The organism is Arthrobacter sp. P4_F10 (assembly GCF_056401435.1).
Genome location: NZ_JBFUJJ010000005.1, coordinates 57,464 through 82,968, shown reverse-complemented (window position 1 = coordinate 82,968; position 25,505 = coordinate 57,464). Strand labels below are relative to the sequence as shown.

Annotated in this window: 22 protein-coding genes; 8 read left to right on the top strand and 14 right to left on the bottom strand. The window is 67.7% G+C overall.

Annotated elements, in window-relative coordinates; translation table 11 throughout:
• Nucleotides 1-4: 4 nt before the first annotated feature.
• The 7 genes from folP to dacB all read right to left on the bottom strand — a co-directional run bounded on the left by folP (nt 5) and on the right by dacB (nt 8,378).
• Nucleotides 5-955, bottom strand: a complete 951-nt coding sequence (folP, locus tag AC1DR1_RS07630; protein WP_229994115.1) for a dihydropteroate synthase — start codon at nt 953-955, stop codon at nt 5-7.
• Between the two features lie 11 nt (nt 956-966).
• Nucleotides 967-1,611, bottom strand: a complete 645-nt coding sequence (gene folE, locus AC1DR1_RS07625; protein ID WP_229994114.1) for a GTP cyclohydrolase I FolE — start codon at nt 1,609-1,611, stop codon at nt 967-969.
• A gap of 9 nt (nt 1,612-1,620) precedes the next feature.
• A complete protein-coding gene (gene ftsH, locus AC1DR1_RS07620; RefSeq protein ID WP_229994113.1) occupies nt 1,621-3,687 on the bottom strand; it encodes an ATP-dependent zinc metalloprotease FtsH in 2,067 nt (688 codons plus the stop codon).
• Between the two features lie 201 nt (nt 3,688-3,888).
• Nucleotides 3,889-4,440, bottom strand: a complete 552-nt coding sequence (gene hpt / locus AC1DR1_RS07615) for a hypoxanthine phosphoribosyltransferase (protein ID WP_091564803.1) — start codon at nt 4,438-4,440, stop codon at nt 3,889-3,891.
• A 30-nt stretch (nt 4,441-4,470) separates the two neighbouring features.
• A complete protein-coding gene (gene tilS, locus AC1DR1_RS07610) occupies nt 4,471-5,508 on the bottom strand; it encodes a tRNA lysidine(34) synthetase TilS (protein WP_229994145.1) in 1,038 nt (345 codons plus the stop codon).
• 98 nt (nt 5,509-5,606) lie between these two features.
• Complete coding sequence (locus AC1DR1_RS07605) at nt 5,607-6,764, bottom strand: zinc-dependent metalloprotease (RefSeq protein WP_414645516.1); 1,158 nt, start codon at nt 6,762-6,764, stop codon at nt 5,607-5,609.
• A 111-nt stretch (nt 6,765-6,875) separates the two neighbouring features.
• Complete coding sequence (gene dacB / locus AC1DR1_RS07600; protein WP_229994111.1) at nt 6,876-8,378, bottom strand: D-alanyl-D-alanine carboxypeptidase/D-alanyl-D-alanine endopeptidase; 1,503 nt, start codon at nt 8,376-8,378, stop codon at nt 6,876-6,878.
• 141 nt (nt 8,379-8,519) lie between these two features.
• On the opposite strand from dacB, the gene AC1DR1_RS07595 reads away from it, so the two are divergent.
• Nucleotides 8,520-9,011, top strand: coding sequence for an inorganic diphosphatase (locus AC1DR1_RS07595; protein WP_018774943.1), 492 nt, complete (start codon nt 8,520-8,522; stop codon nt 9,009-9,011).
• Between the two features lie 100 nt (nt 9,012-9,111).
• Nucleotides 9,112-9,864 (top strand): DUF429 domain-containing protein, encoded by a 753-nt coding sequence (locus AC1DR1_RS07590; protein ID WP_476966046.1) that lies wholly within the window; start codon nt 9,112-9,114, stop codon nt 9,862-9,864.
• Nucleotides 9,865-9,878: 14 nt separating this feature from the next.
• Here the strand turns inward: AC1DR1_RS07590 and AC1DR1_RS07585 are convergent, their stop codons facing one another.
• Nucleotides 9,879-12,290 carry a phosphoketolase family protein gene (locus tag AC1DR1_RS07585; protein WP_364747073.1) on the bottom strand — a complete coding sequence of 804 codons (2,412 nt, stop codon included), beginning with the start codon at nt 12,288-12,290 and terminating at the stop codon, nt 9,879-9,881.
• Between the two features lie 189 nt (nt 12,291-12,479).
• Between AC1DR1_RS07585 and AC1DR1_RS07580 the strand changes: the two genes are divergently transcribed.
• The gene (locus tag AC1DR1_RS07580) at nt 12,480-13,079 is read left to right on the top strand and encodes a hypothetical protein (protein ID WP_229994109.1); all 600 of its coding nucleotides are present in this window, start codon (nt 12,480-12,482) and stop codon (nt 13,077-13,079) included.
• 40 nt (nt 13,080-13,119) lie between these two features.
• Here AC1DR1_RS07580 and AC1DR1_RS07575 read toward each other — a convergent pair whose 3' ends face one another.
• Nucleotides 13,120-13,950: an HAD family hydrolase gene (locus AC1DR1_RS07575; RefSeq protein WP_476992475.1), complete on the bottom strand. Its 831-nt coding sequence runs from the start codon at nt 13,948-13,950 to the stop codon at nt 13,120-13,122.
• Here AC1DR1_RS07575 and AC1DR1_RS07570 point away from each other — a divergent pair.
• Nucleotides 13,850-14,146, top strand: a complete 297-nt coding sequence (locus tag AC1DR1_RS07570; protein ID WP_476966099.1) for a pentapeptide repeat-containing protein — start codon at nt 13,850-13,852, stop codon at nt 14,144-14,146. The two genes, AC1DR1_RS07575 and AC1DR1_RS07570, sit on opposite strands and share 101 nt — an antisense overlap.
• 87 nt (nt 14,147-14,233) lie before the next feature.
• Here the strand turns inward: AC1DR1_RS07570 and serS are convergent, their stop codons facing one another.
• Entirely contained in the window at nt 14,234-15,514 is a 1,281-nt protein-coding gene (gene serS / locus AC1DR1_RS07565) for a serine--tRNA ligase (RefSeq protein ID WP_229995923.1), read from the bottom strand.
• A gap of 77 nt (nt 15,515-15,591) precedes the next feature.
• Between serS and AC1DR1_RS07560 the strand changes: the two genes are divergently transcribed.
• The gene (locus AC1DR1_RS07560) at nt 15,592-16,656 is read left to right on the top strand and encodes a diacylglycerol/lipid kinase family protein (protein ID WP_229995922.1); all 1,065 of its coding nucleotides are present in this window, start codon (nt 15,592-15,594) and stop codon (nt 16,654-16,656) included.
• A 25-nt stretch (nt 16,657-16,681) separates the two neighbouring features.
• On the opposite strand, the gene AC1DR1_RS07555 is transcribed toward AC1DR1_RS07560, so the two are convergent.
• The 3 genes from AC1DR1_RS07555 to AC1DR1_RS07545 all read right to left on the bottom strand — a co-directional run bounded on the left by AC1DR1_RS07555 (nt 16,682) and on the right by AC1DR1_RS07545 (nt 18,326).
• Nucleotides 16,682-16,903, bottom strand: a complete 222-nt coding sequence (locus AC1DR1_RS07555; RefSeq protein ID WP_018774949.1) for a hypothetical protein — start codon at nt 16,901-16,903, stop codon at nt 16,682-16,684.
• 94 nt (nt 16,904-16,997) lie between these two features.
• Nucleotides 16,998-17,981 carry a prephenate dehydratase gene (gene pheA / locus AC1DR1_RS07550; protein WP_229995921.1) on the bottom strand — a complete coding sequence of 328 codons (984 nt, stop codon included), beginning with the start codon at nt 17,979-17,981 and terminating at the stop codon, nt 16,998-17,000.
• 18 nt (nt 17,982-17,999) lie between these two features.
• A complete protein-coding gene (locus AC1DR1_RS07545) occupies nt 18,000-18,326 on the bottom strand; it encodes a rhodanese-like domain-containing protein (RefSeq protein ID WP_229995920.1) in 327 nt (108 codons plus the stop codon).
• 288 nt (nt 18,327-18,614) lie between these two features.
• Between AC1DR1_RS07545 and AC1DR1_RS07540 the strand changes: the two genes are divergently transcribed.
• The gene (locus AC1DR1_RS07540; RefSeq protein ID WP_229995919.1) at nt 18,615-20,087 is read left to right on the top strand and encodes an amidase; all 1,473 of its coding nucleotides are present in this window, start codon (nt 18,615-18,617) and stop codon (nt 20,085-20,087) included.
• Between the two features lie 326 nt (nt 20,088-20,413).
• On the opposite strand, the gene AC1DR1_RS07535 is transcribed toward AC1DR1_RS07540, so the two are convergent.
• Nucleotides 20,414-22,357: a sialate O-acetylesterase gene (locus tag AC1DR1_RS07535; RefSeq protein ID WP_476992418.1), complete on the bottom strand. Its 1,944-nt coding sequence runs from the start codon at nt 22,355-22,357 to the stop codon at nt 20,414-20,416.
• A gap of 366 nt (nt 22,358-22,723) precedes the next feature.
• On the opposite strand from AC1DR1_RS07535, the gene AC1DR1_RS07530 reads away from it, so the two are divergent.
• Together AC1DR1_RS07530 and AC1DR1_RS07525 are read left to right on the top strand one after the other, a co-directional pair.
• Nucleotides 22,724-23,869, top strand: a complete 1,146-nt coding sequence (locus tag AC1DR1_RS07530) for an alcohol dehydrogenase catalytic domain-containing protein (protein WP_364746875.1) — start codon at nt 22,724-22,726, stop codon at nt 23,867-23,869.
• A gap of 128 nt (nt 23,870-23,997) precedes the next feature.
• Complete coding sequence (locus AC1DR1_RS07525) at nt 23,998-25,503, top strand: peptide MFS transporter (RefSeq protein ID WP_364746873.1); 1,506 nt, start codon at nt 23,998-24,000, stop codon at nt 25,501-25,503.
• The last annotated feature ends 2 nt before the right edge of the window (nt 25,504-25,505 follow it).

The following is a 25,505-nucleotide window of genomic DNA, read 5'->3' as shown; positions in this document are numbered from 1 at the left end:
CGGATCAGTTGGTGCCGGCGTCGGCGGAACCAGCCGTTGCCGGGGGCGTCGGGGGTGCCATGCGGGCGGCGACCTTGACGGCGTCGAGGCTCGCGCCGACGTCGTGCACGCGTACGGCCCAGGCGCCGCGGAAGGCGCTGATGGCGGTCACGGCGGCGGTCGCGGCGTCGCGTTCAACGGGCTGGGCGGCCTTGCCGGCGACGGTCAGGAGGCTGCCGAGGAAGCGCTTGCGTGAGCCGGCGACGAGGACCTTGTGACCCATGGCCTGCAGCACATCCAGGTGCTGCAGGAGCTCCCAGTTCTGGACCTCGTTCTTGGCGAAGCCCAGTCCCGGGTCCACAATGATCTGCTCCGGCGTGACGCCGGCGGCGTAGAGCTTTTCGCGGACACCGGCGAGTTCCGTCACCACTTCGCCGGCGACGTCACGGTAGTCCGTCAGGGAGTTCATGGTGCTGGCGTCGCCGCGGCGGTGCGTCAGGATGTAGGGGACCTTGGTGCGGGCGGCCAGTTCCGCCATTTCAGGCTCCATAGTCAGGCCCGAGACGTCGTTGATGATCGCGGCGCCGGCTTTCAGGGCCGCAGCCGCCGTCACGGCGTGGGTGGTGTCGATGCTGACGAGGGCGCCTGCCTTGACCAGGGCCTCGATGACCGGCAGGACCCGGCGCTGTTCCTCGTCAACGCCGACTGCCGTGGCACCCGGGCGGGTGGATTCGCCGCCGACGTCGATGATGTCCGCCCCGGCGTAGAACATCCGCAGTCCCGCCGCGATCGCCGTGTCCGGGGTCGCGTGCGCTCCGCCGTCGCTGAAGGAGTCGGGGGTGACGTTGAGGATTCCCATCACGAGTGTCCGGTCCGCGGGCAGGTCCTGGAACTTCGCCGCCGGGCGCGGTTTGCGCAGGATGGGCAGGGGCGAGGTGGCGGGCCCGGTCCCCGGGGCTGCAGCTAGGGAGTCCATAGTCTGTGTTCTTACCTTCCGAGTATGAGGCTCATGGCTTCGGCACGGGTGGCCGGGTCATGCAGTTGCCCGCGCACTGCGCTGGTGACGGTCTTGGCGCCGGGCTTGCGGATTCCCCGCATGGACATGCACAGGTGTTCACATTCGACGACGACGATCGCGCCGCGCGGTTTGAGGTGCGTGACGAGGGCCTCGACGATCTGGGTGGTCAGGCGTTCCTGTACCTGCGGGCGCTTGGCGAACATGTCCACGAGCCGGGCCAGCTTGCTCAGGCCCGTAACCTTGCCGTCATGAGACGGGATGTAGCCCACATGCGCCACCCCGTGGAACGGCACCAGGTGGTGCTCGCATGTGGAGTAGAACGGGATGTCCTTGACCAGCACGAGTTCCTCGTGGTCGAGGTCGAAGGTGGTGGCCAGGATCTCGGAGGGGTCGTGGTGCAGGCCGGCAAACATTTCCGTATAGGCCTTGGCCACCCGCTTCGGGGTGTCCAGGAGACCGCCGCGATCCGGGTCCTCGCCGATGGCCAGCAGGATTTCCCGCACGGCGGCTTCGATCCTGGGGCGGTCCACCTTGGACCGTGAATGTGGGGTTTCCCCGTCCCCCGCCGAAGCAGCAGCGGGGGCGGGAACGTCGTCGTCGAAGTTAGAAGTCACAGAAGAAGCCTAGCCGGGATGACCATCAGTCCCGATATCCGTTGCACCGCCCTGGAAGGACTCCTGTCCGGACACGCCCTGGGCATGCGGGGGCTGGGCATCCAGGGGCTCTTCGAGCCGGGCCTGCGTAGCTTCCTCCTGCGCTTCACGCTCCGCCTTTTCGCGGCGCGACTCCACCGGGCCGGCGGACTGGAGCGTGCGGGTCTCCTTGGAGAGCCAGACGTCGCGGAAGTCGCGCTTGCGGATGTTGGTGAAAACTTGCGCGATTTCGGCCTGGTTCAGCGTCTCGCGTTCGAGCAGTTCCAGCGCCAGTTCGTCCAGGACGTCCCGGTTCTCGGTCAGGATGGCGTAAGCCTCATCATGCGCGCCGTCGATCAGGCGGCGCACCTCTTCGTCGACGATGTAGGCGATCTGGTCCGAGTAGTTGCGCTCGTGGCCTGCGTCGCGGCCCAGGAACGGCTCGCCGCCGCCCTGGCCGAGGCGCACCGACCCGACCCTTTCACTCATGCCGAACTCGGTGACCATCTTCCGGGCGATTCCGGTGGCCTTCTCGATGTCATTGGAGGCACCCGTGGACGGATCGTGGAAGACGAGTTCCTCGGCGACGCGGCCGCCCATGGCGTAGGCCATCTGATCGAGCAGCTCGTTGCGGGTGATGGAGTACTTGTCGTTTTCCGGGACCACCATGGTGTAGCCGAGGGCACGGCCGCGGGGCAGGATGGTGATCTTGGTGACCGGGGCGGAGTTCCGCAGGGCAGCCGCCACGAGGGCGTGGCCGCCTTCGTGGTACGCGGTGACCTTGCGTTCGTGTTCCTTCATGACCCGGCTGCGCTTCTGCGGGCCTGCCATGACGCGGTCGATCGCCTCGTCGAGGGCGCGGTCATCGATCAGGTTGGCGTTGGAGCGGGCCGTCAGCAGGGCGGCCTCGTTCAGGACGTTGGCCAGATCCGCGCCGGTGTAGCCGGGGGTCTTCTTGGCAACAGCCTTGAGGTCGACGCCCGCAGCCATCGGCTTGCCCTTGGCGTGCACCTGCAGGATCTGGTCGCGGCCGATCAAATCGGGGGCCTCGACCGAGATCTGCCGGTCGAAGCGGCCCGGACGCAGCAGTGCGGGGTCCAGGACGTCGGGGCGGTTGGTGGCGGCAATCAGGATGACGTTGGTCTTGACGTCGAAGCCGTCCATTTCCACCAGCAGCTGGTTCAGGGTCTGCTCGCGCTCGTCGTTGCCGCCGCCGATTCCTGCGCCGCGGTGCCGGCCGACGGCGTCGATCTCATCGACGAAGATGATTGCCGGCGCGTTGGACTTGGCCTGCTCGAAGAGGTCGCGGACGCGGGAGGCGCCCACACCGACGAACATTTCCACGAAGTCGGAGCCGGAGATGGAGAAGAAGGGAACGCCGGCCTCGCCGGCAACCGCGCGGGCCAGGAGGGTCTTGCCGGTGCCCGGAGGGCCGTAGAGCAGCACGCCCTTGGGGATCTTGGCGCCGACGGCCTGGAACTTGGCCGGCTCCTGCAGGAATTCCTTGATCTCCTCGAGTTCCTCGACGGCCTCATCGGCGCCGGCGACATCGCTGAAGGTCACCTGGGGCATGTCCTTGTTGACGAGCTTGGCCTTGGACTTGCCAAACTGCATGACCTTGGACCCGCCGCCCTGCATCCGGGAGAGCAGGAACCAGAACAGGACGCCGAGCAACAGCACGGGCACCAGCAGGGAGAAGAGCCCGGAGAACCAGTTGTTTTCGAGCGGCTGGTCCGTGAAGCCGCCCGACGGTTTAGAGTCCGTGACCGCCTTGACGACGTCCTGGGCCCGGGCGTTTACGAAGTAGAACTGGACGTTCTTGCCCTTGTCCTGCCCGTCGACCTGCAGGTTGTCCTTAAGGACCAGGTCCACACGGTTCTCGGCGTCGAAAATCTTGGCCTGTTCAACCTTGCCGCCGGCCGTCAGCAGTTCAAGGCCTTTGTCGGTGTCGATCCGGCTCGCGCCGCCCGGTGCCAGGGTGGCAAATGCCAGCAGCAGCATGGCCACCACGACGACAATCCAGATGCCGGGGCCCTTGAAGAAACTCTTAGCTTTCATCTGTTCGGGGCTGGCCCCGTCCCTCCTGGTAGTGCTGCACGGCGACCGTTCTGCGCGCGTGTGGTGCTGCGTCAGGTTCTAGCTATACACCGTCGCACTAACTCACGCACGGCGGAGTGCAAAAGTTCCCTGTGGGCGTAGCGGGGCCGGGCCTCCCCGGCACCCGGGCGCCGGGCGGAGGGGTGCCTCTGCACGAACGATTTACTCGTAGACGTGCGGGGCCAGGGTGCCAACGAAGTCCAGGTTGCGGTACTTCTCGGCGTAATCCAGGCCATAGCCCACGACGAATTCGTTGGGAATGTCGTAGCCGACATACTTGACGTCGATCTTGACCTTGGCGGCCGTCGGCTTGCGGAACGCGGTGCAAATTTCCACCGACGCCGTGCCGCGGGATTCCAGGTTCGTCTTGAGCCAGGACAGTGTGAGGCCGGAATCGATGATGTCCTCGACGATCAGGACGTCCTTGCCCATCAGATCGGTGTCGAGGTCCTTCAGGATGCGGACCACGCCTGAGGACTGCGTGCCGGAGCCGTACGAGGAGACGGCCATCCAGTCCATGGAGACGTGGCTGTGCAGTGCACGGGCCAGGTCCGCCATGACCATGACGGCGCCCTTGAGCACGCCGACGATCAGGAGGTCACGGCCCGCGTAGTCCTTGTCGATCTGCGCCGCGAGTTCGGTGATCCGTTCCTGGATCTGTTCCTTGGTGTAGAGAACGTGTTTGAGGTCTGCCTGGACGTCGTTTGAATCCACCAATGGCTCCTGTGTAGATGCGGGGTGCGACTAATTTCGGGGCGGCTGTTGAGGCCGGAATACAAGCTTCCCACAGCGGGCGGCTTCGCGGGGAACACCGGAGGCACCGGACGGCTCCGCAGCAAGGAGCTGCGCGAGCGAGAGCCGGTAGACGCTGACCGCACCGGGAAGCTCCACCGGACCGGCTGATCCCTGCCGGCGCAAGAGTGCTTCCGCTGCGAGCAGGCGCTGGTAGCTGGGCTGCTGGCCTCCGACGGCGGCGGCGGCCTTGGCGATCACCCGGAACCTCACGGCCGGGGCAAGATCGCGCAGCTCAGCTTCCGGGAGGCTGATCTCCTCCCCGGTCTGCTCGCGCAGCCGGTCGAAGGTGTCGTTCGCCACGTCCTCCAGGTAATCGGCGTCCAGCTGGAGGATCGCGGCCGTGCGGGCGAGCGATTCGGCGACGCCGGGGCCGAGCTTGTCCTCAAGCAGGGGCAGCACTTCAACCCGGGTCCGGGAGCGCGCGTACACCGGGTCCGTGTTGGACGGGTCGTGCCAGGGCACCAGGGCCTCCACCCGGCAGATCTCAAGGGTGTCCGCACGCCGCAGGCCCAGGAACGGGCGCAGCAACCTGCCCCGGGAAGGTCGCATCCCGGCGAGGGACCGGGTGCCCGACCCCCGCGCCAGGCCGAGCAGCACTTGCTCGGCCTGGTCATCGAGGGTGTGGCCGAGCAGGATCGCGCCTGCACCCGCCTCATCCGCGGCGGCCTCGAGGGCCGCGTGGCGGGCGTCCCGGGCTGCCGCTTCGGGGCCCACGCCGGTGGATGCGACGTCGACAGTCCGGATCTGCACGGGAGAGAGCCCGAGGTCCTCAAGGGTCCGGGCGGCGGTGGCGGCGACCCCGGCCGAGCCCGGCTGCAGCTGGTGGTCCACGACGACGGCGCCAATGGACACAGGGCGGCCGCCCACGTGACCGCGGCGGGCGAAGTAGGCGGCGACGGCGGCGAGAGCGAGCGAGTCCGGCCCGCCGCTGCAGGCGACCAGGACGCGCTCGGGGTAGCCGGCCCCGGCAAGGGCGTCCTGCAGCATTTTTCGCGCCGTGCCGACCACCGGCGCGAGGCGGCCGGGCCGGCGTCGTCCGCTGGAAACTGAGGTCGAACCGGCCCCGTTGCGGGCAGTCATGACGGTTAGAGGCCCATCCGGTCGAGCCAGAGCTTGGAGTCGTGGATCTCGGGTTCGCTGGGGAGATGCTCAGCGGACTCCCAGACCTTGTTGAAGCCTGCCATGCCGGCGGCGTCCACCACTTCCCGGACGAACTTGGCGCCGTCAGTGTACTGGCGCATCTTGGCGTCGAGGCCGAGCAGGTTGCGGATGAACTTCTCGATCATGCCGCGGTCCTGGCCGCGGGCATTGAAACGCTGCCGGATGGTCTTCACCGAGGGGACGATGCTGGCGTCCACGGCGTCCATGACAACAGTGGCGTGGCCCTCGAGCAGGCTCATGAGAGCCGTCAGGCGGGACAGGGCCGCCTTTTCCTCCGGGTTCTGGAGCAGGTCCAGGATGGCGCCACGTCCGGGCGCGGCGCCGGGTGCCGCGCGGTCCTTCAGCGACTTCGCGGCCGCGGAGGCCCGTTCCATCAGGGAATCGACGTTGCCCAGCAACAGCCCGCTCAGGTTTTCGATCTCTTGGAGCATGTGGTGCCGCAGCCACGGGGCGGCGGCAAACTGCACCCGGTGCGTCTGTTCGTGGAGGCAGACCCAGAGCCGGAAGTCCGCGGGCTCGACGTTCAATTCGCGTTCCACGGAGATGATGTTCGGAGCGACAAGCAGCAGGCGCCCGGATGCGGGGGCCGTGGAGTTTTCAGCCAACGCGGAGAAGGGATCGTACTGGCCCAGGACTTTGCTGGAAAGGAAGGCCAGGATGGCGCCGAGCTGGCTGCCCGTGATGGCCGCGCTGACGCCGGCAGCTCCGGGGCTGAGGGATCCGCGGCCCTCCAGCAGCTTTTCCATGGCGGGCTTGAGCATGACGGCGAAGCTTTGCGTGTTGGCCTTGGCCCATGAGGCCCTGTCCACCACGAGGACCTCGGAGTCGCGCAGGTCCCGGGCGGCGTCAAGGCCGGTGATGTCGTGGACGTGCGGCACGGAAATGTCCGCCATGAGCCGCAGGTTCTCGACGGCGGCGCCGATCTCGGCAGCGCTCAAAACAGGGCCCGCCGGGGTCAGGCGGGCCGCCGTGGACGCGGCGAGCTCCCAGTTGATGAGATCTTGGGCCTGGACCTCGCTTGATGTCCCACTCGGCGTCCTTGGTGATGGCTTGCTTGATGTCTCGCGTGCAGAGGGCTCCATGGGATCCATCAGAACACAGAGGCCCGACAATCCGCCTTAATTTTCGCTGACCGGCGAACCAGCCGGCCCAAGTCACGGGCGGGCACCGGGGTCCAGCCGGGCCGCCGACTGTCAGCGGCAGCCGCAGCCGGCGAGGACAGCGGCGGAGCGGTCCAGCGCGGCCTTGTTCGCGGCACCCGGGGTCAGCCCGTTGCCGACGAACGAAAAGACCAGAAGCCGGCCGTCGGCGTCGACGACGTAGCCGCTGAGCGCAATGACCGTGTTCAGCGTGCCCGTCTTGGCGCGGACCAGCCCGGCGCCCGCGGCCGAAGCCGCGTCCGTGTACCGGTCCCCCAGCGTGCCGGTGAGACCGGCTACCGGGAACCCGCTGAGGGCGGCGCGCAGCCGGGCGTCTGTCCCCGAGGTCATGGCCCGGACCACGTCCGTGAGCTGCCGGGCCGAGACCCTGTTGGCCAGGGCCAGGCCGGAGACGTCCGCGGCCCGGAGGGCGTCCGTGGGAACGCCCATATCCCGGACCTGCGCCAGCACGGCGGCAATGGCGTCGTCGCTGCTGCCGGGCCGGCCGGCGCCGAGGGCGGTCATCCGTCCCATCACCTCGGCGAGATAGTTGTCCGAGGTCTGCAGCATGAAGTCCACCTGCTGCCCCACCGTGGCGGACTGGACCTCGGCCAGGACCTTGGCGTGTGCGCTGTCGTATGCGCTGTCCGGTGCGCCGGCGCCGATCCGGGCGACCCCGGGGGCCACGGACAGCCCCGCGGCCGCCGCGGCCGCCGCGAGCCGGGCGGCGAACGCCTCGGCGGCGGTCATGGCCCCGTCCTGCGGGCGGGGTCCGGTGGTCTTGGCGGGATCGAACCTGGCGGAGTTCAGGGCCAGCGGGTACAGCGGGGCCATCTCCCCGGCGGCCACGTCCTCGGGGCTCCATGCCTGGCTGAGCGAGGGGCCGGTGAAGAGGGAGTCATCCAGCAGGACGCTCACGGCGCCGGTCACGCCGCCGGCCTGGAGGGCCTCGACCGTCGCGTCGGCGAGCGTCGCGAGCCCGGCACGGCCCAGAACGGCCCCGGGGGCGGATTCTCCGGAGCCCAGGAGGACGTCGCCCCCGCCGGTCAGGACCACCGAGCCGGGGGTTGGCCCCGCCACCACCCGGGTGCTGAAGCGGCGGTCCGGGCCCAGGACGCGCAGGGCCGCGCCCGCTGTGAGGAGCTTCATGTTCGACGCCGGAATGCGGGCCTCGTCGGCCGCGCGGTCAAAGAGCACCTGCCCCGTGGTGGCATCCTGGACGATCCCGGTGAAGGAGCCGGCGCCGTCGGGCTTTAGCGTCCCGTTGAGCTGCGCCGCGAGGGCAGCGCCGGCTGGGACTGGCGCGTTATCGCTGAGGGGCCCGATTCCAGCGGCACCGCTGCCGGGGGCGCTCAGCGTGGCGGGGATCTGCTGCCAGGGCGGGGCTGCCTGCGAGGCGCCGAAGGGCCGGTCAGGGCCGAGGAATGCCGGGGCGATGGCGATGCCGGCGGGCAGTGCCACCGCTACCACCAGGAGGGTCTGGAGCAGCAGTACGGGGATCCCGCGAATCCTGCCGGCCGCCTGTTCGGTGCCCGCGCGGCTGGTTCTCGGTTTCATGCTGCTGCTGGTCCTTAGTCCTGAAATGTCCCCACTAGTTCCTGAAACCAGCGCCTCTCGCTATATCCTCAATAGTAGTCGGCGGCACCGACAGCCCTTATGCACGTGCCGCGCACCCCTGAATTCGTCAAGGAGCATTCCATGAAGCATGACGTGACCATCGAGATCCCCAAGGGATCGCGCGTCAAGTACGAAGTCGACCACGAGACCGGCCGCGTCCGCCTGGACCGCGTCCTGTTCACGTCGATGCAGTACCCCACCCACTACGGTTTCTTCGAGAACACCCTGGGTGAGGATGGAGATCCGCTGGACGCACTGGTGCTCCTGCAGGACTTCGACCTTTACCCCGGCGTGATCGTCGAGTCCCGCCCGATCGGCGTTTTCAACATGACCGACGACGGCGGCGGGGACGCCAAGGTCCTGTGCGTCCCGACCGATGCCCGGTTCGACCACATCAAAGAGATCAGCGATGTCAGCGAGTTCCTGATCAAGGAAATCGAGCACTTCTTTACCCGCTACAAGGACCTGGAGCCGGGCAAGTGGGTCAAGGCCGAAGGTTGGGGCGACCGCGCCGCCGCCGAAGCCGAACTGGCTGCGTCCATCAAGCGCTACGTTCCGGCAGCCGGCCACTGACCGTTTCTGCGCTCCAACGCGGGGTTACTTGCCGCCCATCCGGACCTCCGGACCGGGCGGCAAGTGACCCCGCGTTTCTTTATTTACTGACGGCGCAACGGTGAGGACCCTCGGCGTCGACCTCGCTGCCGCCGAGAAGAAAACGGCGGTGGCGGTCATCGAATGGGCCGACGGCGCGGCACGCCTGGCGCAACTGTCCCTGGACGTTGGCGACGAGGAGATCCTCCGGCTCTTCGGCACCAGCGACATGACGGGAATCGACTGCCCCCTGGGCTGGCCGGACGCGTTTCTTCCCTTTATCGCCGGGCACCTGAACTTCGACGCCCATCCGGTGCTGGACCATGACGGGATCGAAGGCCGCCGGCTGCTGGCCTACCGGGACACAGACAGGTTCGTCACCGGCCAAACGGGCCTGATCCCGCTCAGCGTCTCCGCTGACCGGCTGGCCCACCCGGCGATGCGTTGTGCCGTCATCCAGGCAAAGATCGCCCGGGAATTCGGGGTGCAGGCCAGGGACGGCAGCGGCCGGCTCGCCGAGGTGTACCCGGCGGCTTCGCTGAAATTGTGGGGCCTGCCGACCCGCGGCTACAAGGGGCGGGGCGCACCGGAAACGGAGCGGCTGGCAGTGGCCCTGGACGCGCTGTCGACGGCCGCACCGTGGCTGGACCTGGCCGGACATGATGACCGGCTGGCCGCCTCCGATGACATGTTCGACGCCCTCATCGCCTCCCTGACCGCGCGGGCAGTGGCCCTGGGCAGGACGCTGCACCCCGATGACGGACATCGCCGGGCCGCCCTGACCGAGGGCTGGATCCACATCCCCCGGGGCGGGCTGCAAGAGCTCTCGGGCTAGCCCCGACGGAGGGGCTACTCTCGCAGCGACCAGTTGCTGATCGCGGCCGGGTCCTCGCCGTGCTCCCGGGTGTGGTCACGGGCGCGCATGCGGCTGTCCTGCAGGGACTGGCGCAGCAGCGAGTGCTTCTCGGACAACCCTGGGACCCGGTCGATCGCGTCAATTGCCAGCTGGAACCGGTCGATCCCGTTCAGCATGGCCATGTCGAAGGGGGTCGTGGTGGTGCCTTCCTCCTTGTAGCCGCGCACATGCAGGCCCTCCTGGTTGGTGCGCCGGTACGTGAGCCGGTGGATCAGCGCGGGATAGCCGTGGTAGGCGAAGATCACCGGTTTGTCCGCCGTGAAAATGCCGTCGAAGTCCCGGGACGTCAGCCCGTGAGGGTGCTCGCTGGCGTCCTGGAGCCGCATGAGGTCCACCACGTTGACCACCCGCACTTTCAGCCCGGGCGCCCCCTGCTTCAAGAGTTCGGCCGCGGCAACGGTTTCGACTGTGGGGACATCGCCGGCGCAGGCCAGGACGACGTCGGGCTCCTCACCGCTGACTTCGGAGCCGGCGAACTCCCAGATGCCCAGGCCGCGGCGGCAATGGTGCGAGGCCTCGTCCGGCCCGAGCCAGGTTGGCGAGGGCTGCTTTCCGCTGACCACGATGTTGATGTAGTCGCGGGAGTCCAGGCAGTGCTCCATCACGGCCAGCAGTGTGTTGGCGTCCGGCGGCAGGTAGACCCGGATGATCTCGGCCTTCTTGTTGACGGCGTGGTCAATGAAACCGGGGTCCTGGTGCGAAAAACCGTTATGGTCCTGCTGCCACACATGGGAGGACAACAGGTAGTTCAGCGAGGCCACGGGCTGGCGCCACGGCAGCTGCCGGTGGACCTTGAGCCACTTGGCGTGCTGGTTGAACATCGAATCGACAATGTGGATGAACGCCTCATAGCAGTTGAACACCCCGTGCCGGCCGGTCAGCAGGTACCCCTCGAGCCAGCCCTGGCAGAGGTGTTCGCTGAGGACTTCCATCACCCGCCCGGCGCGGGCAATATGCTCATCCAGCGCATCAATCCTGTACTGCCAGACCTTGTCGGTGGCGTCGTAGACGGCCTGCAGCCGGTTCGATGCGGTCTCGTCCGGGCCCAAGAGCCGGAAGGTGTCCGGGTTCAGGGCAATAACGTCCCGCAGCCAGGGTCCGAGCGTCGTCATCGGACTGATCCGCTCGACGCCGGGTTCGGCGACGTCGACGGCGTGCCGGCGGTAGTCCGGCAGGGTGAGCGGACGCAGCAGCAGCCCGCCGTTGGCGTGAGGGTTTGCGCTCATCCGCAGCGGGCCGGCAGGGGCGTTCCTGGCCGTCTCCGGCAGCAGCCGTCCGCGGCCGTCGAAGAGTTCCTCGGGCCGGTAGGACTCGAGCCACTGCTGCAGCTGGCTCAGGTGCTCGGGGTTGGTGCTGACCCCGCCCAGCGGAACCTGGTGGCTGCGCCAGGTTCCCTCCACCTGCAGCCCGTCCACCTCCTTGGGCCCGGTCCAGCCCTTGGGGGAACGCAGCACGATCATCGGCCACTGCGCTGCCCCGTCCTGCGCAGTGCCGTCCTGCGCCGTCCGGCCGCTGCGGTGGGCCTGCTGGATGGTCCGGATCTGGGCCAGGCAGGTGTCCAGCGCGGCCGCAAAATCCCGGTGGGCCGCGGCCGTGTCCGCCGGATCGGCCACGGTGACGAAATGGGGGACGTGCCCGTAGCCGCGCAGCAGCTGTTCCAGCTGGGCTTCTGGCATGCGGGCCAAAATCGTGGGGTTGGCGATCTTGTAGCCATTCAGGTGCAGGATGGGCAGCACCGCGCCGTCGGCCGCCGGGTCCAGGAAGTTGTGCGAATGCCAGCTGGCGGCCAGCGGCCCGGTCTCGGCCTCGCCGTCACCGATGACGACGGCGGTGATCAGCTCCGGGTTGTCGAAGACGGACCCGTACGCGTGTGCGAGTGAGTACCCGAGCTCGCCGCCTTCGCTGATCGAGCCGGGGGTCTCAGGGGCGGCGTGGCTTGGAATGCCTCCCGGGTAGGAGAACTGCCGGAACAGCTCGGCCAGGCCGGCTTCGTCGTCGCCGACGTGCCCGTAAATCTCCGAATACGTGCCTTCCAGCCAGGCGTTGGCCACCAATGCGGGGCCGCCATGGCCGGGACCGGCGACGAACAGCATTTGCTGGCTGTCCCGGCGGATGGCCCGGTTCAGGTGGGCATAGACGAAATTCAGTCCGGGCGTGGTCCCCCAGTGGCCAAGGAGCCGGGACTTTGTGTGTTCTGCGCTGAGGGGTTCGCGCAGCAGCGGATTGGACCGGAGGTAGATTTGCCCCACTGAGACATAGTTCGCCGCCCGCCACCAGCGGTCCACCAGGTCCATGGCCGCACCGTCCGGGATCGGGCCGGCCAGAATCGGGCCGTCGGCCGGCATTTGAGTGCGGGTGCTTCCATTCACGTCACTGCTGGACATGTCACTGCTCACTGGGGTCCTCGCATCCGTGGTCCTGCCTCGGCGTATTTTGTCCATCGCAACACGTCCGGCGGACGGGACACAACCCCGGTCCACGGGCGCTGCCGGCGACTTGCCCCCCAAGTGCCAGCAGGTAGTGTGTCATCCAGAATGTTCACGCTGACCATCAATCAAACCGACAGCCGGCGCGACGGCGACCGCGTGCCGCAGCTCCTGAGGGACCTGCGGCACATTCCGGCGCGCCTCGATTTCGACCGTTCCGTGGAGGACGAGGTACAGGGGATCGTGGACTGTCCGCATCAGGCGGTGGAAGCGGCCATGATCGCCCTGCGCAGCGGCAGCTGGTACGTCGGCATTGGCGTGGGACCGGTCAATGAACCCCTGCCGAACCAGATCAAGGACGCCTCCGGACACGGGCTGATCTATGCCAGGCGCGCCGTGGATCGCCTCCGGAACCACAAGGACCGCGTTCGGGTGGCCGTGGAGGGACCGCTGGCCGATATTGCGGCAGAAGCCGAGGCCGTCCTGCGCCTCCTGGGCCACATTGTGCACGACCGGAGCCACGCGGAATGGCGGGTGCTGGACCTGCTCACTCCGGGAGTACGGGGTCAGCAGAAGGCAGTCGCGGAGGAACTCGGGATCACTACGCAGGCCGTGAGCAAAGCCGTGGCCCGGTCCCAGTGGAACGAAGAGCACGCGGCCCGGCCGGGCGCGGCACGGCTCCTGGGCCTCATCCTGGACGTCCGCTAGCCGGCCCGGTCCCTTCCGGGAACCGTCCGCCCCGCGATGCCTAGAGGAGGCTGCGAAGCACGTGCGCGGCGCCGTCGTCGTAGACCGATTTCGTCACTTCATCTGCGGCGGCAATCACTTCAACGGGGGCCTGGCCCATGGCCACGCCACGGCGCGCCCAGGTCAGCATCTCGATGTCGTTGCGGCCGTCCCCGACGGCGATGGTGCGGTGGGCTTCAATGCTGAGCCGGTCCCGGAGCTGTTCCAGCGCGCTGGCCTTTGTGACTCCGGCGGCGGCAATGTCCAGCCACGCCGTCCAGCCCACCGAATACGTCACGCCGGCGAGCCCGATGTGGCGGATCGCGGTGTTGAACTCTTCGGGCGTGTTCTCCGAGCTGAAGACCACCACGCGCACGGCGGTTGCCTCAAGCATGGTCTGGAAGTCGACGCCGACCGCTTCGACGCCGAAGCTGGCGTCCTGGAAGCGTTCGGTGGACAGGAAGTTGCCGTCCGCGTCCTCGAGCGCGTACTTGGCAGTGGGCAGCCGCTTACGCAGGGCGCGGAGCACCGGCCCGGGGTCAAATGTTGCCTTATGGAGGATTTCATAGCCATCCGGCAGCCCGGAGTCGACGCGCAGGATCACACCGCCGTTGGAGCACACGGCGTAGCCGTTGTCGATCCCGATGTGTTCGATCACGGGCAACGTTGCGTTGAGGGAGCGGCCGGTGGCGATCATGACGTGGTGGCCGGCGGCCACGACGGCATGGGCGGCCTCGCGGACGGGAACCGACATGTGCCCGTCGTGGTCCACGAGGGTGCCATCGACGTCCAGGGCGATCAGCATCTTTTCGCCGGCGCCGTTCCGGGCGCTTCTGTCCCGCGCTGACTTGATCGGGGCTGACTTGATCGGGGCTGACTTGACCGGGGCTGCCGTGATCGGGGCTGCCGTGTTCTTGTCTGTCGTGTTCTGGTGTGTGGTGCGCCGGTCATCGTTGCCGGCGACTGAGGATTCAGTCATGGTTGTCATCTCACAAGTAGAGCAGACACCCCCGACGGCCGCTAGGACACACGCCACAGCAGCGTGTTAACTTGTGGTAAACACCCACAGCTTCTCCCCAGTGTGAATGTTTACCCGGCGGCCACCGGAGGCCTGGCTGGGGTTAGGGACGGGGGGGTTAGAGGACGGGGAAGACCGTCATGCCGCCAAGGTACTTCTGCAGCGCGGCGGGGACGTTGACGGAGCCATCGGGGTTCTGGTGGTGCTCCAGGATGGCCACGATCCAGCGCGTGGTGGCCAGGGTGCCGTTGAGCGTAGCCACGGCCCGCGTGCCCTTGGGCGCACCGTCCTCGTTCACAACCCGTTCCCGGATGTTCAGGCGGCGCGACTGGAACGTGGTGCAGTTCGAGGTCGAGGTCAGCTCCCGGTACGCGCCCTGGGTGGGGACCCATGCCTCACAGTCGAACTTCCGCGCCGCCGAATTGCCAAGGTCCCCGGCAGCGGTGTCAATGACACGGTACGGGAGCTCGCACTTGGCCAGCATCTCCTCTTCCCACGCCAGGAGGCGGTCGTGCTCGGCGGCCGCCTCCTCAACCGTCGTGTAGATGAACATCTCCACCTTGTTGAACTGGTGGACCCGGATGATGCCGCGGGTGTCCTTGCCGTGCGAGCCTGCCTCGCGGCGGTAGCACGAGCTCTGGCCCGCGTAGCGGATGGGGCCGGCCGAAAGGTCCAGGATCTCGTCGGCGTGGTAGCCGGCCAGGGCCACTTCCGAGGTGCCCACCAGGTACAGGTCGTCTTCGGCGAGACGGTAGATCTCGGCGTCGTGCTTGACGTCGAAGCCGGTGCCCTGCATGGTTTCCGGGCGGACCAGGGTGGGCGTGATCATGGGGACGAACCCGGCGTCGATCGCCTGTTCCATGGCCATCTGGAGCAGTGCCATTTCCAGCCGGGCGCCGACTCCGCGCAGGAAGTAGAACCGGGATCCGGAAACCTTCGCCCCGCGTTCCATGTCAATGGCCCCGATCAGCTCACCGATCTCCAGGTGGTCCTTCGGCTCGAAGTCGGGGAATTCGCGCGGCGTGCCCACCTTCTTGACCACAATGTAGTCGTCCTCGCCGCCAGCCGGGACGCCGTCCTCGATCAGGTTGGGGATGGCGCGGAGCAGTTCCTCCTGGGCCGTTTGAGCTACATCGGCCTCGGCCGATGCGCTCTTGACGGAGGCAGCCAGAACCTTCAGCTCGGCGAGGAGGGCCTGCTTTTCCTCGCCCTTGGCCTGGGCGACCTTCTTGCCGTAGGCATTCTGTTCGGCCCGGAGGTTCTCGAACCGGATCAGCGCCGCTCGCCTGGCCGAGTCCGCAGCGATGATCGCGTCCACCACGGATTCGTCGGCGCCGCGGGCGCGCTGGCTGGCACGGAACTTGTCCGGATATTCGCTGAGGTCTTTTACGTCGATCACCAGACAAGAGTATCCAATCCGGCCACCGTTGCCGGGCAAGCCGGTCGGGGGCGCTGGCGGGATACTGTTGGATCACAATGCGCGACTGGCTGCTCTACCTCGTCATCGCTGGGGTCTTGGTCTTTGCCGCCTCCAGTTGGTGGGGGGTGCGCCGGCTCAAGGCCAAGCACACCCGCCCTGCCGTGTGGGAGGAAACCCACAGCCCTGGCACGGGCCGCCAGAAGGTTGCCGTGGTCCTGAACCCGATCAAGGCGAGATCGGCCGAGGCCCGGGGCCTGATTGAAGCCGCGTGCGCGGAGGCGGGCTGGCCGGCGCCGCGCGTCTTCGAAACCACCGCGGAGGACCCCGGCTTCTCGCAGGCGCGGGCGGCGGTGGCCTACGGGGCCGACGTCGTACTGGCCGGTGGCGGCGACGGTACCGTGCGTGTGGTGGCCGAGGTCCTTGCCGGGACGGACATCCCGATGGGCCTGGTCCCGCTGGGCACCGGGAACCTCCTGGCCCGCAATGTGCATCTGGAGGTGAACGACCTCCCCGGCAACGTGCAGGCCTCTTTGTTCGGACACCAGCGGTTCATCGATACGGCGCGGCTCACCTTGGAGAATTCACGCACCGGGGAATCCGCGCAGTACACGTTCCTCGTGATCGCGGGCATCGGCATGGACGCCGAAGTGGTCACTGACACCCTAGATGGCCTGAAGAAGGCCGTGGGCTGGCTGGCGTACACAGAAGCCTGGGTCCGGCACCTTGCGGGGCGTCGCAAGAGGGTCTCGATAGCGCTCGATGACCAACCCGAGCAGACCCGGAAGATCCGCAGCGTTTTGTTCGCGAATTGCGGCCTGATCCCCGGGGGAATCGACTTCATCCCGCAGGCCATGATCGATGACGGGATGCTGGACATCGTGGTGATGAGCCCGCGCAGTGCAATCGGCTGGCTGGCCATGTCCACAAAAATCGTGCTAAAGCACAAGAAAGACCTGCCGGTCATGACCTATTACCGCTCCGGCAAGATCACCATCCGATGCCCCGAACCTATGCCCACCCAGGTGGACGGCGATCCTTCCGGGGAGGCCACGAAGGTCGTCGTGGAAGTGGCCCCGGGATCCCTGCTGGTCCGGGTCAAGGACGGTATCAAAGGCGGCTAGGCGCCGACGGCGGCTGGAGCGAGGGCTAGGCGCTGGCGGCCTTCTTCGCCTCAGCCGCTTTTTTCGCCTCTGCTGCAGCCTTGGCGGCCCGGGCTTCGGACTGCTCCCGGATCATTGCCTGCTCCTCTTCGAAGCGCAAGCGGTCCGCGCGGTCGGCGTCGTCGCCGTCCCAGTCCTGGTTCTCAGCAGTCGGCTTGGGATTGACAATCATTCCCTGGCCGTCATTTTCTGTGCTGGTGCCTGACATGACCCGCTCCCTCCCGTAGGGGACTTCCCCAATATGGATCAGGCAAGCATACGCACAGTTGGGAAGTGGTGGAAGTGCGCCATATGGCATTTGCCTACGCTCTGGGCGAAGCCCCCGGGGTATATTCCGCCTCAGCAGATGCGCCGCCCAGAATGTCTTTCACCCACGCATGCGCGGCGCGGAATGCGTGGTCCGAGGTATGCGGGGCAACGCTGGTGCGGTGGCCGTCGGCACGCTCGTAGGAACCGAGGAAGCGTGTGGCCGGGCTGATCCGGTGCAGACCCGCGAGCGCGTCGGCCACCCGGGCGTCCGCCACGTGGCCGTCGGCGTCAATGCTGAAAAAGTAATGGCCCAGGTACTGCCCGGTCGGCCGGGATTCGATCCGGCTCAGGTTCACGCCGCGGGTGGCGAACTGGTCCAGGATCTCCATCAGCGCACCCGGCCGGTCCTCGGGCAGGGGCACCACCACGGTGGTCTTGTCCGCGCCGGTGGGGGCAGGCAATTCGCCCGGCCGGCCCACGAGCACGAACCGGGTGACCGCGCCCGGGTTGTCGCCGATGTTTTCCGCAAGCACCTTCAGGCCGGGCTGCTCTGTGGCCACTATCGGGGCGCAGATCGCGGCGTCGTAATGGACGCTGTCGCCGTCCAGCAGGCCTATGGCGGCAGCGGCGGTGGAAGACCCGGGGATATATTCCGCATTGGGAATATTAGCTTCAACCCAGAGCCTGCACTGGGCCCAGGCATGACCGTGGGTGGAGACGCGCCGGATGTCCCCGATTGCGACGCCGGGCCTGGCCACCAGGACGAAGCTGATGGGCACCAGGGCCTCCCGGAGGATCCTGAGTTCCTGGCCGGTGGCGATGGCGTCGAGGGTGGCCGTGACGCCGCCCTCGACCGAGTTTTCGATCGGCACCATGGCCGCATCGGCGGAGCCGTTCCGCACCTTGTCCAGCGCCGTGTTCACATTCGAGGACGGGATGCGGATGGCCTCGGCCGCGTCCGGGACCTGCATCAGGGCAGCCTCGGTGAAGGTGCCCTCGGGTCCGAGGAATGTGTAGGTGAGCGTTGGTGCGGGCATCAGTTCTTCCTTCTTCGGTTACAGGACGACCGGTTTAAGCCCGTTGTCGGACACCAAAGGCATGCCGGACTCGACCCACTGGTCCATGCCGCCGGCCACATTCACCGCGGAATATCCCATTCCGACCAGCCACTGAGTGGCCCGGTAGGAACGGCCGCCGGTGCGGCAAATAACATAGAGGTCCTCGTCCGGGTCAAGCTCCTCGACCCGGGCCGGCAGCTGGTCCATGGGAATGTGCAGGGCACCCTCGGCGTGGCCCGCAACCCATTCGTAGTCCTCGCGGACGTCCACGATCTTGGCACCATCGGGGATGCCCGACACGCTCACGGTCTGGAAGTCGCTCATGTTCACCCTTTCCGCAGATTTGAAGCTCCGATCCCAGCGTATCCCCCGCCGCTTCCAGCGCGCCCACGCCGGCGGCAGGTTACGCTTCTGGAGACCGCAAAGGAGACCTCATGGCAGCCCAACACCCCGCGGAGCGGTCCGTCCGCGGCCCCCGCCACGGGACATGCCCTCCCCTGGCCGCGAGCGCTGGGCATAATGCCATTGTGTCCTTCCGCAGTTCCCAAGAATGGGCATGTCCCGCGGGGATTCGGGCCGCGCGGCCCACGGAACGGCCGGGACCCCGCCTCCTTGGCTGAGATCCACGAGCTCTCGGCCGTCGAGCTCCGCGATGCGCTCCGGTCCGGGGAACTGTCCGCCAGGCAGGCCACCGATCATTTCCTGGACCGCATCGAAGCCCACAATCGGCAGCTCGGGGCCTTCATCACCGTCACCGCGGAGCAGGCGCAGAAGGACGCCGCGGCAGCTGACCGGCTCCACGCCCTCCGGAGCCGGAACGGCGGCGCCTTGCCGCCGCTGCATGGGATACCGGTCGCGTTCAAGGACCTGACGGATGTGGCAGGGGTCGTTACCACGCATGGCAGCGCCGCACTGGAGCGTAAACCGGCGCTGGCCGACGGCGCACTTCCCGTCGCGCTCAAGACTGCGGGGGTCATCTCGCTGGGCAAGACCCAGGTCCCGGAGTTCGGCCTGACAGCCTACAGCGAGAACCGGGTCGCTCCGCCGTCGCGCAATCCGCATGCGCTCAGCCGCAGTTCGGGCGGCTCCTCGGGCGGCAGCGCTGCCGCCGTGGCCGCGGGACTGTTGCCGTTCGCCCCCGGGTCCGACGGCGGCGGCTCCGTCCGGATCCCGGCCGCGGCGTGCGGGCTGGTCGGGCTGAAGCCCGGACGTGGGCTCGTGCCGGCCGGGGAAAGCTCCGGCGATCCCGCGCAGCTCGTGGTTGCCGGACCGCTCGCCCGCTCCGCCGCCGATGCCGCCCTGCTGCTCGATGCCCTGATGCCCGGCGCGGCCCCGCACGGTGCAAGCCAAAGTGAGGACGGACCGGCCGCGGCAGGCCCGGCGGAGGCCGGATATCTCGAACTGACTGCCAGGGAGCCGCGCCGGCTGCGGATCGGGATAAGCCTCGACAGCCCGTGGCAATCGATCTTCCCTGTGATCCCGGACCCGGAGGCGCTCGACGCGCTGGCCGACGGCGTCGCGCGGCTTGAGGCGGCGGGCCACGAGACCTCGACTGCAGCGATTCGCTATGACAACCGCTACCCGGATGCCTTCACCACAGCGTGGACCGCCGGCATTGGCAGCGCGCGAATCGCGCCCCAGCGCGAGGCGCTGCTGACCCCGCTCACCAGGACGTTCCGCCGGCGCGCACAGCAGCGCAGTGCGGCCAAAGTCAACGAATCGGTCGGGTTCCTCCGGCAGTTCCAGCGGGACACGATCGCGCAGTACACCCCATGGGACCTCATATTGACGCCGGCCCTGGCACAGACACCCCGCCCGGTGGGCTGGTTCACGGGCGCGACCCACGGCGGGGGCTACTGGCCGGTCGCGGAATGGGCGGGCGACGCCGACGACGACTACCGCAAACAGTGCGAATACGCGCCGTGGTCGTCCATGGTGAACGTCTGCGGGCTGCCGGCGATCAGTGTCCCGGTGCACTGGACCGGCGGCGCCCCCGGTTCCGGCCTGCCGATGGGCATCCAGCTGATCGGGCCAATGGGTTCCGAGGGGCTGCTGCTGCAGGTGGCCGCCCAACTGGGGTTCTAGCCAAGGACCCGCCACTCACCGGGGACATGCCCAGTTCTCACGCCGGACACGGGACATTTTCGGAACGCAGGTCAAACAGGGGACATGCCCACCCTCCACCGTTGAGGACATGCCCATTCCCCACGCCGCACCCGGGACATGTCCGGTGCTCATCGGGGACATGCCCACCCCTTGCCGCGGCCGCTGGACACAATGCCATCATGTCCACCCGCGGGCGCCAAGAATGGGCATGTCCCCCGGCCGGGCCCAGGAAGCCAGCCAGACACCTACCCCGTGGCACCCAGGAATCCAGCGGGCCGCCCTTCGTTCCGCGACGGATCGGCCCCCTACCCGCGGAAGTAGCCGGCGACGTCGGCGATGATCTGGACGGATCCGCTCGAGTTATTCGTAATCTTGACGTTGCCGTCCGGCCCCACCGGAACCACGGCCAGATTGGCGATCGTCTGGCCGCGCACGTAGAACAGGCTCGAGGCGTTCGGCGTGGGCGACCCCGAGCCGAACGCCGTGAGGAACCCGGTGGACTTTGCCTCGGTGGTCGTCAGGTTGACCACCACGGCGGCCACGGTTGTCGCGATTCCCTTGACGCCGCGCACGTGGAACGTCAGCGAGGCCCCGGCCGCGACGGGGCCGGAGGAGACCCGCGTGTCCAGGAAGCGCGTGGGATACAGCGCGCGGAGGGCGCCTGCCTGGACGGGTTTGCCGGGCAGGAAGTATCCCGCGACGTCAGCAATGACCTGCGCGGCCCCGGATGAGGTGTTCGACACCGTCACTTTCCCGTCCGTCCCGACGGGGACCACGACGAGGTTGGGCACGGTCTGCCCCGCCGAGTAGTTGACATTGGACGCCCTCGGCATCAAGGAACCCGCGGCGTACGCGGTCAGGAAACCGAAGCTCGCTGTCTGGGTCGCCGTGAGATTCAGGACCACCGCCGAGGCGTTCGTCGGGATCCCCAGCTTGCCACCGACCATGAAGGACACCGATTTTCCGCCGGCAACCGGCCCGGAGGACAGCCGCGTGTCCAGCAGCCGGGTGGGCGCCACGGAACTGAACGTCCCCGGCGACGACGGCTTGCCCTCGTGGAAATAGGCGGACACATCTACGATCAGATGCGCTGTCCCGGACGAGGTATTGGTGAGCGTCAGCCGGCCGTCCGCGCCCAGGGGCACCATGGCGAGGTTTGAAACGGTCTGCCCGGCAACGTAGTTCAGGTTTGAGGTGCCTGGTTTGTTTGTTCCGGAGGCGTAGGCGGTGATGACGCCGTACGACGTCGGCGAGGTCACCGTCAGGTTCACGACGACGGCGGACGCGTCGGCCGGCACGCCGCGGACGCCGGCAACGCGGAACGTTACCGACTTGCCCGCAGCCACCCGGCCCGGCCAGACCCTGGTGTCCAGGAATCGCGTCGGATCGATGGCAATGGCCCGGCCCGCACAGTTCGGCACTGCGAGATCCGGAGTGGCAATGCCGGACGCTTGAGTGTTCGCGATCGCCTTCCGATACGCGGAAAGGTATGACCTTCCCAGGTATTCGATGCCGGCCCGGGAGAAGTGGGTCATGTCCCCCGGATTCAGGGCGCAGGCCAGGGAGGGCGCGAAGCCGGTATAGGCGACGCGGCCCGGAGTCTGGTACTGGCTCTTGTCCACGTTGCCCCTGCCCGGAGTGGCCGCGATGCCTTCCGGCGACATCCGTCCCAGCACAAAGGGCAGCTTCGGCGCGGACAGCCGGTCGCGGAAGAAGGCAATGAGCTGGTCCAGCCTCGCACTGTAGGTGGCAGTGCTTGTGGCGGAGTTGCTCTCGCCCTGGTGCCAGAGGATGCCCTTGAGGCTCACGGTGTAGCCGGCCGTTTTCGCCGCCGCGATGCCGCTCAACGTCTGCTTGACGGCGAGCGTCGGCAAATCGAACTCCGGGGCCGAAGCCGCGCCGACGGCCCAGGTCAGGGTCCCCGGCAAGCTGGTGAATGCGGTGTCGCCGTGCGCGGCCGGGATGATGAGGACTCCGACGTCGGGGGGCTGGGTCTTCAAATACTCGCGGGCCATGGTCATCGCGGGGGAAATGCCGCTGGGCGTGTCGTGCATGTCCAGCGGGACGGAGGCAGAACGGAGCGTGCGGGTTTTGGCTCCGTACTGGAAGATCCGCGGGTCCGGCGCCGTGTCTGCCAAGCCAAGGATGGGGAGGCCCCGCCCGGACATGTTCGACTGCCCGGCGGCAAGAAAGACGTGAAGAGTGGTGACGGCGTTTGCGGCCTGCGCCGGCACGAGGCCCGCGATCATTAGGGCAGAAACCGTCAGGCCGATCAGGAAGCGGTGAAGCCACCGGCCGCGGGCCCAACTCGCGGACCTTCCTGGCGGGTCCGGTGCCCAGGGCCACCGGAGTGGCAACGGAACAGAGGCCGCTGTGGAGGAAGGCATTGCCCTCACCGCCGGCCTTGCCGAGTTCGGGGGACGACAAAGCTTTCCCCAAGCAGCCATGGCTCACACTCTGGCCCAGTCACCTTGAGGTTTTCTTGTCCTCCGCCACCCGACCCCGGCCCTCCGGCCGGCGTCAACGCCGCCGCCGTCGGGAAGCCCCAAATGGACGCTGGCTGCGGCCGGCGGCTATCGTTCACTCAAACCCGACCAGGCCGCGAAAGAGGATCAATGAAGATCACCGGTGCAGTACTTGAGGAAATCGGCCGCCCGCGCCCCTTCGCGGACTCCAGGCCCATCAGCATCTCCGAGCTGGAACTCGCGGCTCCCGGACCCACCGAGATCCTCGTCCGGATGGAGGCCGCCGGGATCTGCCACTCGGACCTGAGCGTTGTCGACGGCAACCGGGTCCGGCCGGTACCCATGCTGCTGGGCCACGAAGCGGCGGGCCGCATCGTGACGGTCGGTTCCGACGTCACGGACCTTCAGCCCGGCCAGCGGGTGGTCATGTCCTTCCTGCCCCGGTGCGAGAGCTGCGCGAACTGCGCCGAGGACGGCCGGCTGCCCTGCACGGCAGGCTCGCAGAGCAACAACGACGGAACGCTGCTGCACGGATCCAGGCACCTGAGCCGCGACGGCGAACCCGTCCACCACCACCTGGGCGTCTCAGGTTTCGCCACCCACGCCGTGGTGGACCGCGCTTCCGCCGTGCCGGTGGACGACGACATCCCCGCGGACATTGCGGCGGTCCTGGGCTGCGCCGTGCTGACCGGCGGCGGCGCGGTGCTCAACGCGGCCCGGCCCCGCCCGCAGGACAGCATCATGATCGTCGGTCTCGGCGGCGTGGGGATGGCGGCGCTCATCACCGCCATCTCCCAAGGAATCTCGCGGATCATCGCCGTGGACACGCTGGAGCAGAAGCTCGATCACGCCCGCCGCCTCGGCGCCCACGAGACATACACTCCGCAGCAGGTCCTCGAGGCCGGGGTTAAAGCCAGGTTCGTGATCGAGTGCGCGGGAAATCCGCGCGCGTTCGAAACCGCGTTCGCTGCGACCTCCCCCGGCGGCACCACCGTCACGGCCGGGCTACCCTCCCCCGATGCCCGCGCCCAGCTGGCGCCCCTGACCGTCACCGCAGAAGCCAGGACAATTGTGGGCAGCTATCTTGGCTCGGCCGTCCCGTCGCGGGATATCCCGAAATACGCCCAGTTGTGGCGGGACGGGAAACTCCCCGTCGAGGAGCTGATCTCGGACCGCATCGCCCTGGCCGACATCAACCGGGCCATGGACCAGCTGGCAGACGGCCACGCTATCCGGCAGATCATCATGTTCGACGCGGACGAGCCCGTCGGCGAGCCCGCCGGGGAGACCGCCTAGGACATAGCCGCGCGGCCCGGCACGCCCCGGGAAGTCCTCCCGAAAGAGAGGCAAAACACGGTTTGGGTTGCTTGCCTGGGGCCTGCGCGAATGTGACAATCGCGCGTCACAATGTCACCATTAAGTAAATGAGCACAACTCATTTATCCCATCCCCCCGCTACAACGCCGGGCGATCCCTCGTTCAGTCCCCCCACGAAGACGCCGGACGACACGTCGTTTTTTGGCCACCCAAAGATGCTGGCCAGCCTTTTCTCCGTAGAGATGTGGGAGCGCTTCTCCTTCTACGGAATGCAGGGGATCCTCCTCTATTACATGTACTTCTCGGCCGCCCAGGGTGGCCTTGAGATTCCGCAGGCCCTGGCGGCCGGCCTGGTCGGCGCCTACGGTGGCGGCGTCTACCTCTCCACAATCCTCGGCGCCTGGCTCGCGGACCGGCTCTTCGGGTCCGAGCGCGTGCTGTTCGGCGCGGCCGTCCTGATCATGGCCGGCCACATCGGGCTGGCACTCGTGCCCGGCGTACCCGGCCTGATCGCCGGACTGGTGCTGGTGGGCGTCGGCTCCGGCGGGCTGAAGGCCAATGCCACCGCCCTCGTCGGCAGCCTGTACGGCGAGAAGGACGAACGCCGCGACGCCGGGTTCTCCATCTTCTACATGGGCATCAATGCCGGTGCGCTGATCGGCCCGCTGGTCACCGGCTGGCTGCAGGAAAGCCAGGGCTTCCACTGGGGCTTCGGCGCCGCCGCCGTCGGCATGGCCGTGGGCCTGGTCATCTACTCGCTGGGCCGCAAGAAACTGCCCGCAGAAGCACACCGGGTACCGAATCCCCTCCCGGCCGCCCAGCGCACCCGGTACGGCTTGATCTTCGCCGGCATCGCCGTGATCATCGCCGTGCTGCTCGTGACCGGCACCGTGAACGCCGAGAACCTTGCCGTGTCCATGGCCTACGCCGCCATTGGCGCGTCTGTGCTGTACTTTGCCCTGATCTTCAGCAGCAAGAAGATCACCGCCACCGAGCGCGGACGGGTGGCGGCGTTTATCCCGCTGTATATCGCCTCGGCCGCGTTCTGGGCGCTGTTCCAGCAGCAGTTCACGTTCATTGCCGTGTACTCGGAGGAGAAACTGGACCGGAATCTCTTCGGCTGGGAAATGCCTGCCGCCTGGGTCCAGTCCATTAACCCGGTGTTCATCATCATCTTTGCCGGCATCATGGCCGCCCTGTGGACCCGGCTCGGCCGGAAGCAGCCCGGTTCGGCGCTGAAGTTCTCGATAGGCCTCTTCGTGATGGGCCTTGCTTTCCTTGCCTTCATCCCGCTGGCCGGCGCCGGCAAGACCCCTCTGCTGGCACTCGTTGGAATCCTGCTCCTTTTCACTCTCGCGGAGCTGTTTCTCTCCCCCATCGGCCTGTCCGTCACCACCAAGCTGGCGCCCAAGGCCTTCCACACCCAGATGGTGGCGCTGTTCTTCCTCTCCGTGTCCCTGGGCACCACGGTGGCCGGCATCCTGTCCGGCCTGTACAACCCGCAGGACGAGCTGCCCTACTTCATCGGCATCGGTGGAACCGCGATGCTGCTGGCTGTGGGCCTGGCGGTCGCCTCCCCGGCGATCAAGAAGCTCATGGGCGGCGTACGCTGACC

What these genes read in the sequence shown, in the direction of transcription:
- folP (WP_229994115.1), bottom strand. Translation starts at nt 955, where the DNA reads ATGGACTCCCTAGCTGCAGCCCCGGGGACCGGGCCCGCCACCTCGCCC.
- ftsH (WP_229994113.1), bottom strand. Translation starts at nt 3,687, where the DNA reads ATGAAAGCTAAGAGTTTCTTCAAGGGCCCCGGCATCTGGATTGTCGTC.
- tilS (WP_229994145.1), bottom strand. Translation starts at nt 5,508, where the DNA reads ATGCTGCAGGACGCCCTTGCCGGGGCCGGCTACCCCGAGCGCGTCCTG.
- AC1DR1_RS07605 (WP_414645516.1), bottom strand. Translation starts at nt 6,764, where the DNA reads ATGGAGCCCTCTGCACGCGAGACATCAAGCAAGCCATCACCAAGGACG.
- dacB (WP_229994111.1), bottom strand. Translation starts at nt 8,378, where the DNA reads ATGAAACCGAGAACCAGCCGCGCGGGCACCGAACAGGCGGCCGGCAGG.
- AC1DR1_RS07595 (WP_018774943.1), top strand. Translation starts at nt 8,520, where the DNA reads ATGAAGCATGACGTGACCATCGAGATCCCCAAGGGATCGCGCGTCAAG.
- AC1DR1_RS07585 (WP_364747073.1), bottom strand. Translation starts at nt 12,290, where the DNA reads ATGCCGGCCGACGGCCCGATTCTGGCCGGCCCGATCCCGGACGGTGCG.
- AC1DR1_RS07580 (WP_229994109.1), top strand. Translation starts at nt 12,480, where the DNA reads ATGTTCACGCTGACCATCAATCAAACCGACAGCCGGCGCGACGGCGAC.
- AC1DR1_RS07570 (WP_476966099.1), top strand. Translation starts at nt 13,850, where the DNA reads ATGTGCCCGTCGTGGTCCACGAGGGTGCCATCGACGTCCAGGGCGATC.
- AC1DR1_RS07560 (WP_229995922.1), top strand. Translation starts at nt 15,592, where the DNA reads ATGCGCGACTGGCTGCTCTACCTCGTCATCGCTGGGGTCTTGGTCTTT.
- AC1DR1_RS07555 (WP_018774949.1), bottom strand. Translation starts at nt 16,903, where the DNA reads ATGTCAGGCACCAGCACAGAAAATGACGGCCAGGGAATGATTGTCAAT.
- pheA (WP_229995921.1), bottom strand. Translation starts at nt 17,981, where the DNA reads ATGCCCGCACCAACGCTCACCTACACATTCCTCGGACCCGAGGGCACC.
- AC1DR1_RS07545 (WP_229995920.1), bottom strand. Translation starts at nt 18,326, where the DNA reads ATGAGCGACTTCCAGACCGTGAGCGTGTCGGGCATCCCCGATGGTGCC.
- AC1DR1_RS07535 (WP_476992418.1), bottom strand. Translation starts at nt 22,357, where the DNA reads ATGATCGCGGGCCTCGTGCCGGCGCAGGCCGCAAACGCCGTCACCACT.
- AC1DR1_RS07530 (WP_364746875.1), top strand. Translation starts at nt 22,724, where the DNA reads ATGAAGATCACCGGTGCAGTACTTGAGGAAATCGGCCGCCCGCGCCCC.
- AC1DR1_RS07525 (WP_364746873.1), top strand. Translation starts at nt 23,998, where the DNA reads ATGAGCACAACTCATTTATCCCATCCCCCCGCTACAACGCCGGGCGAT.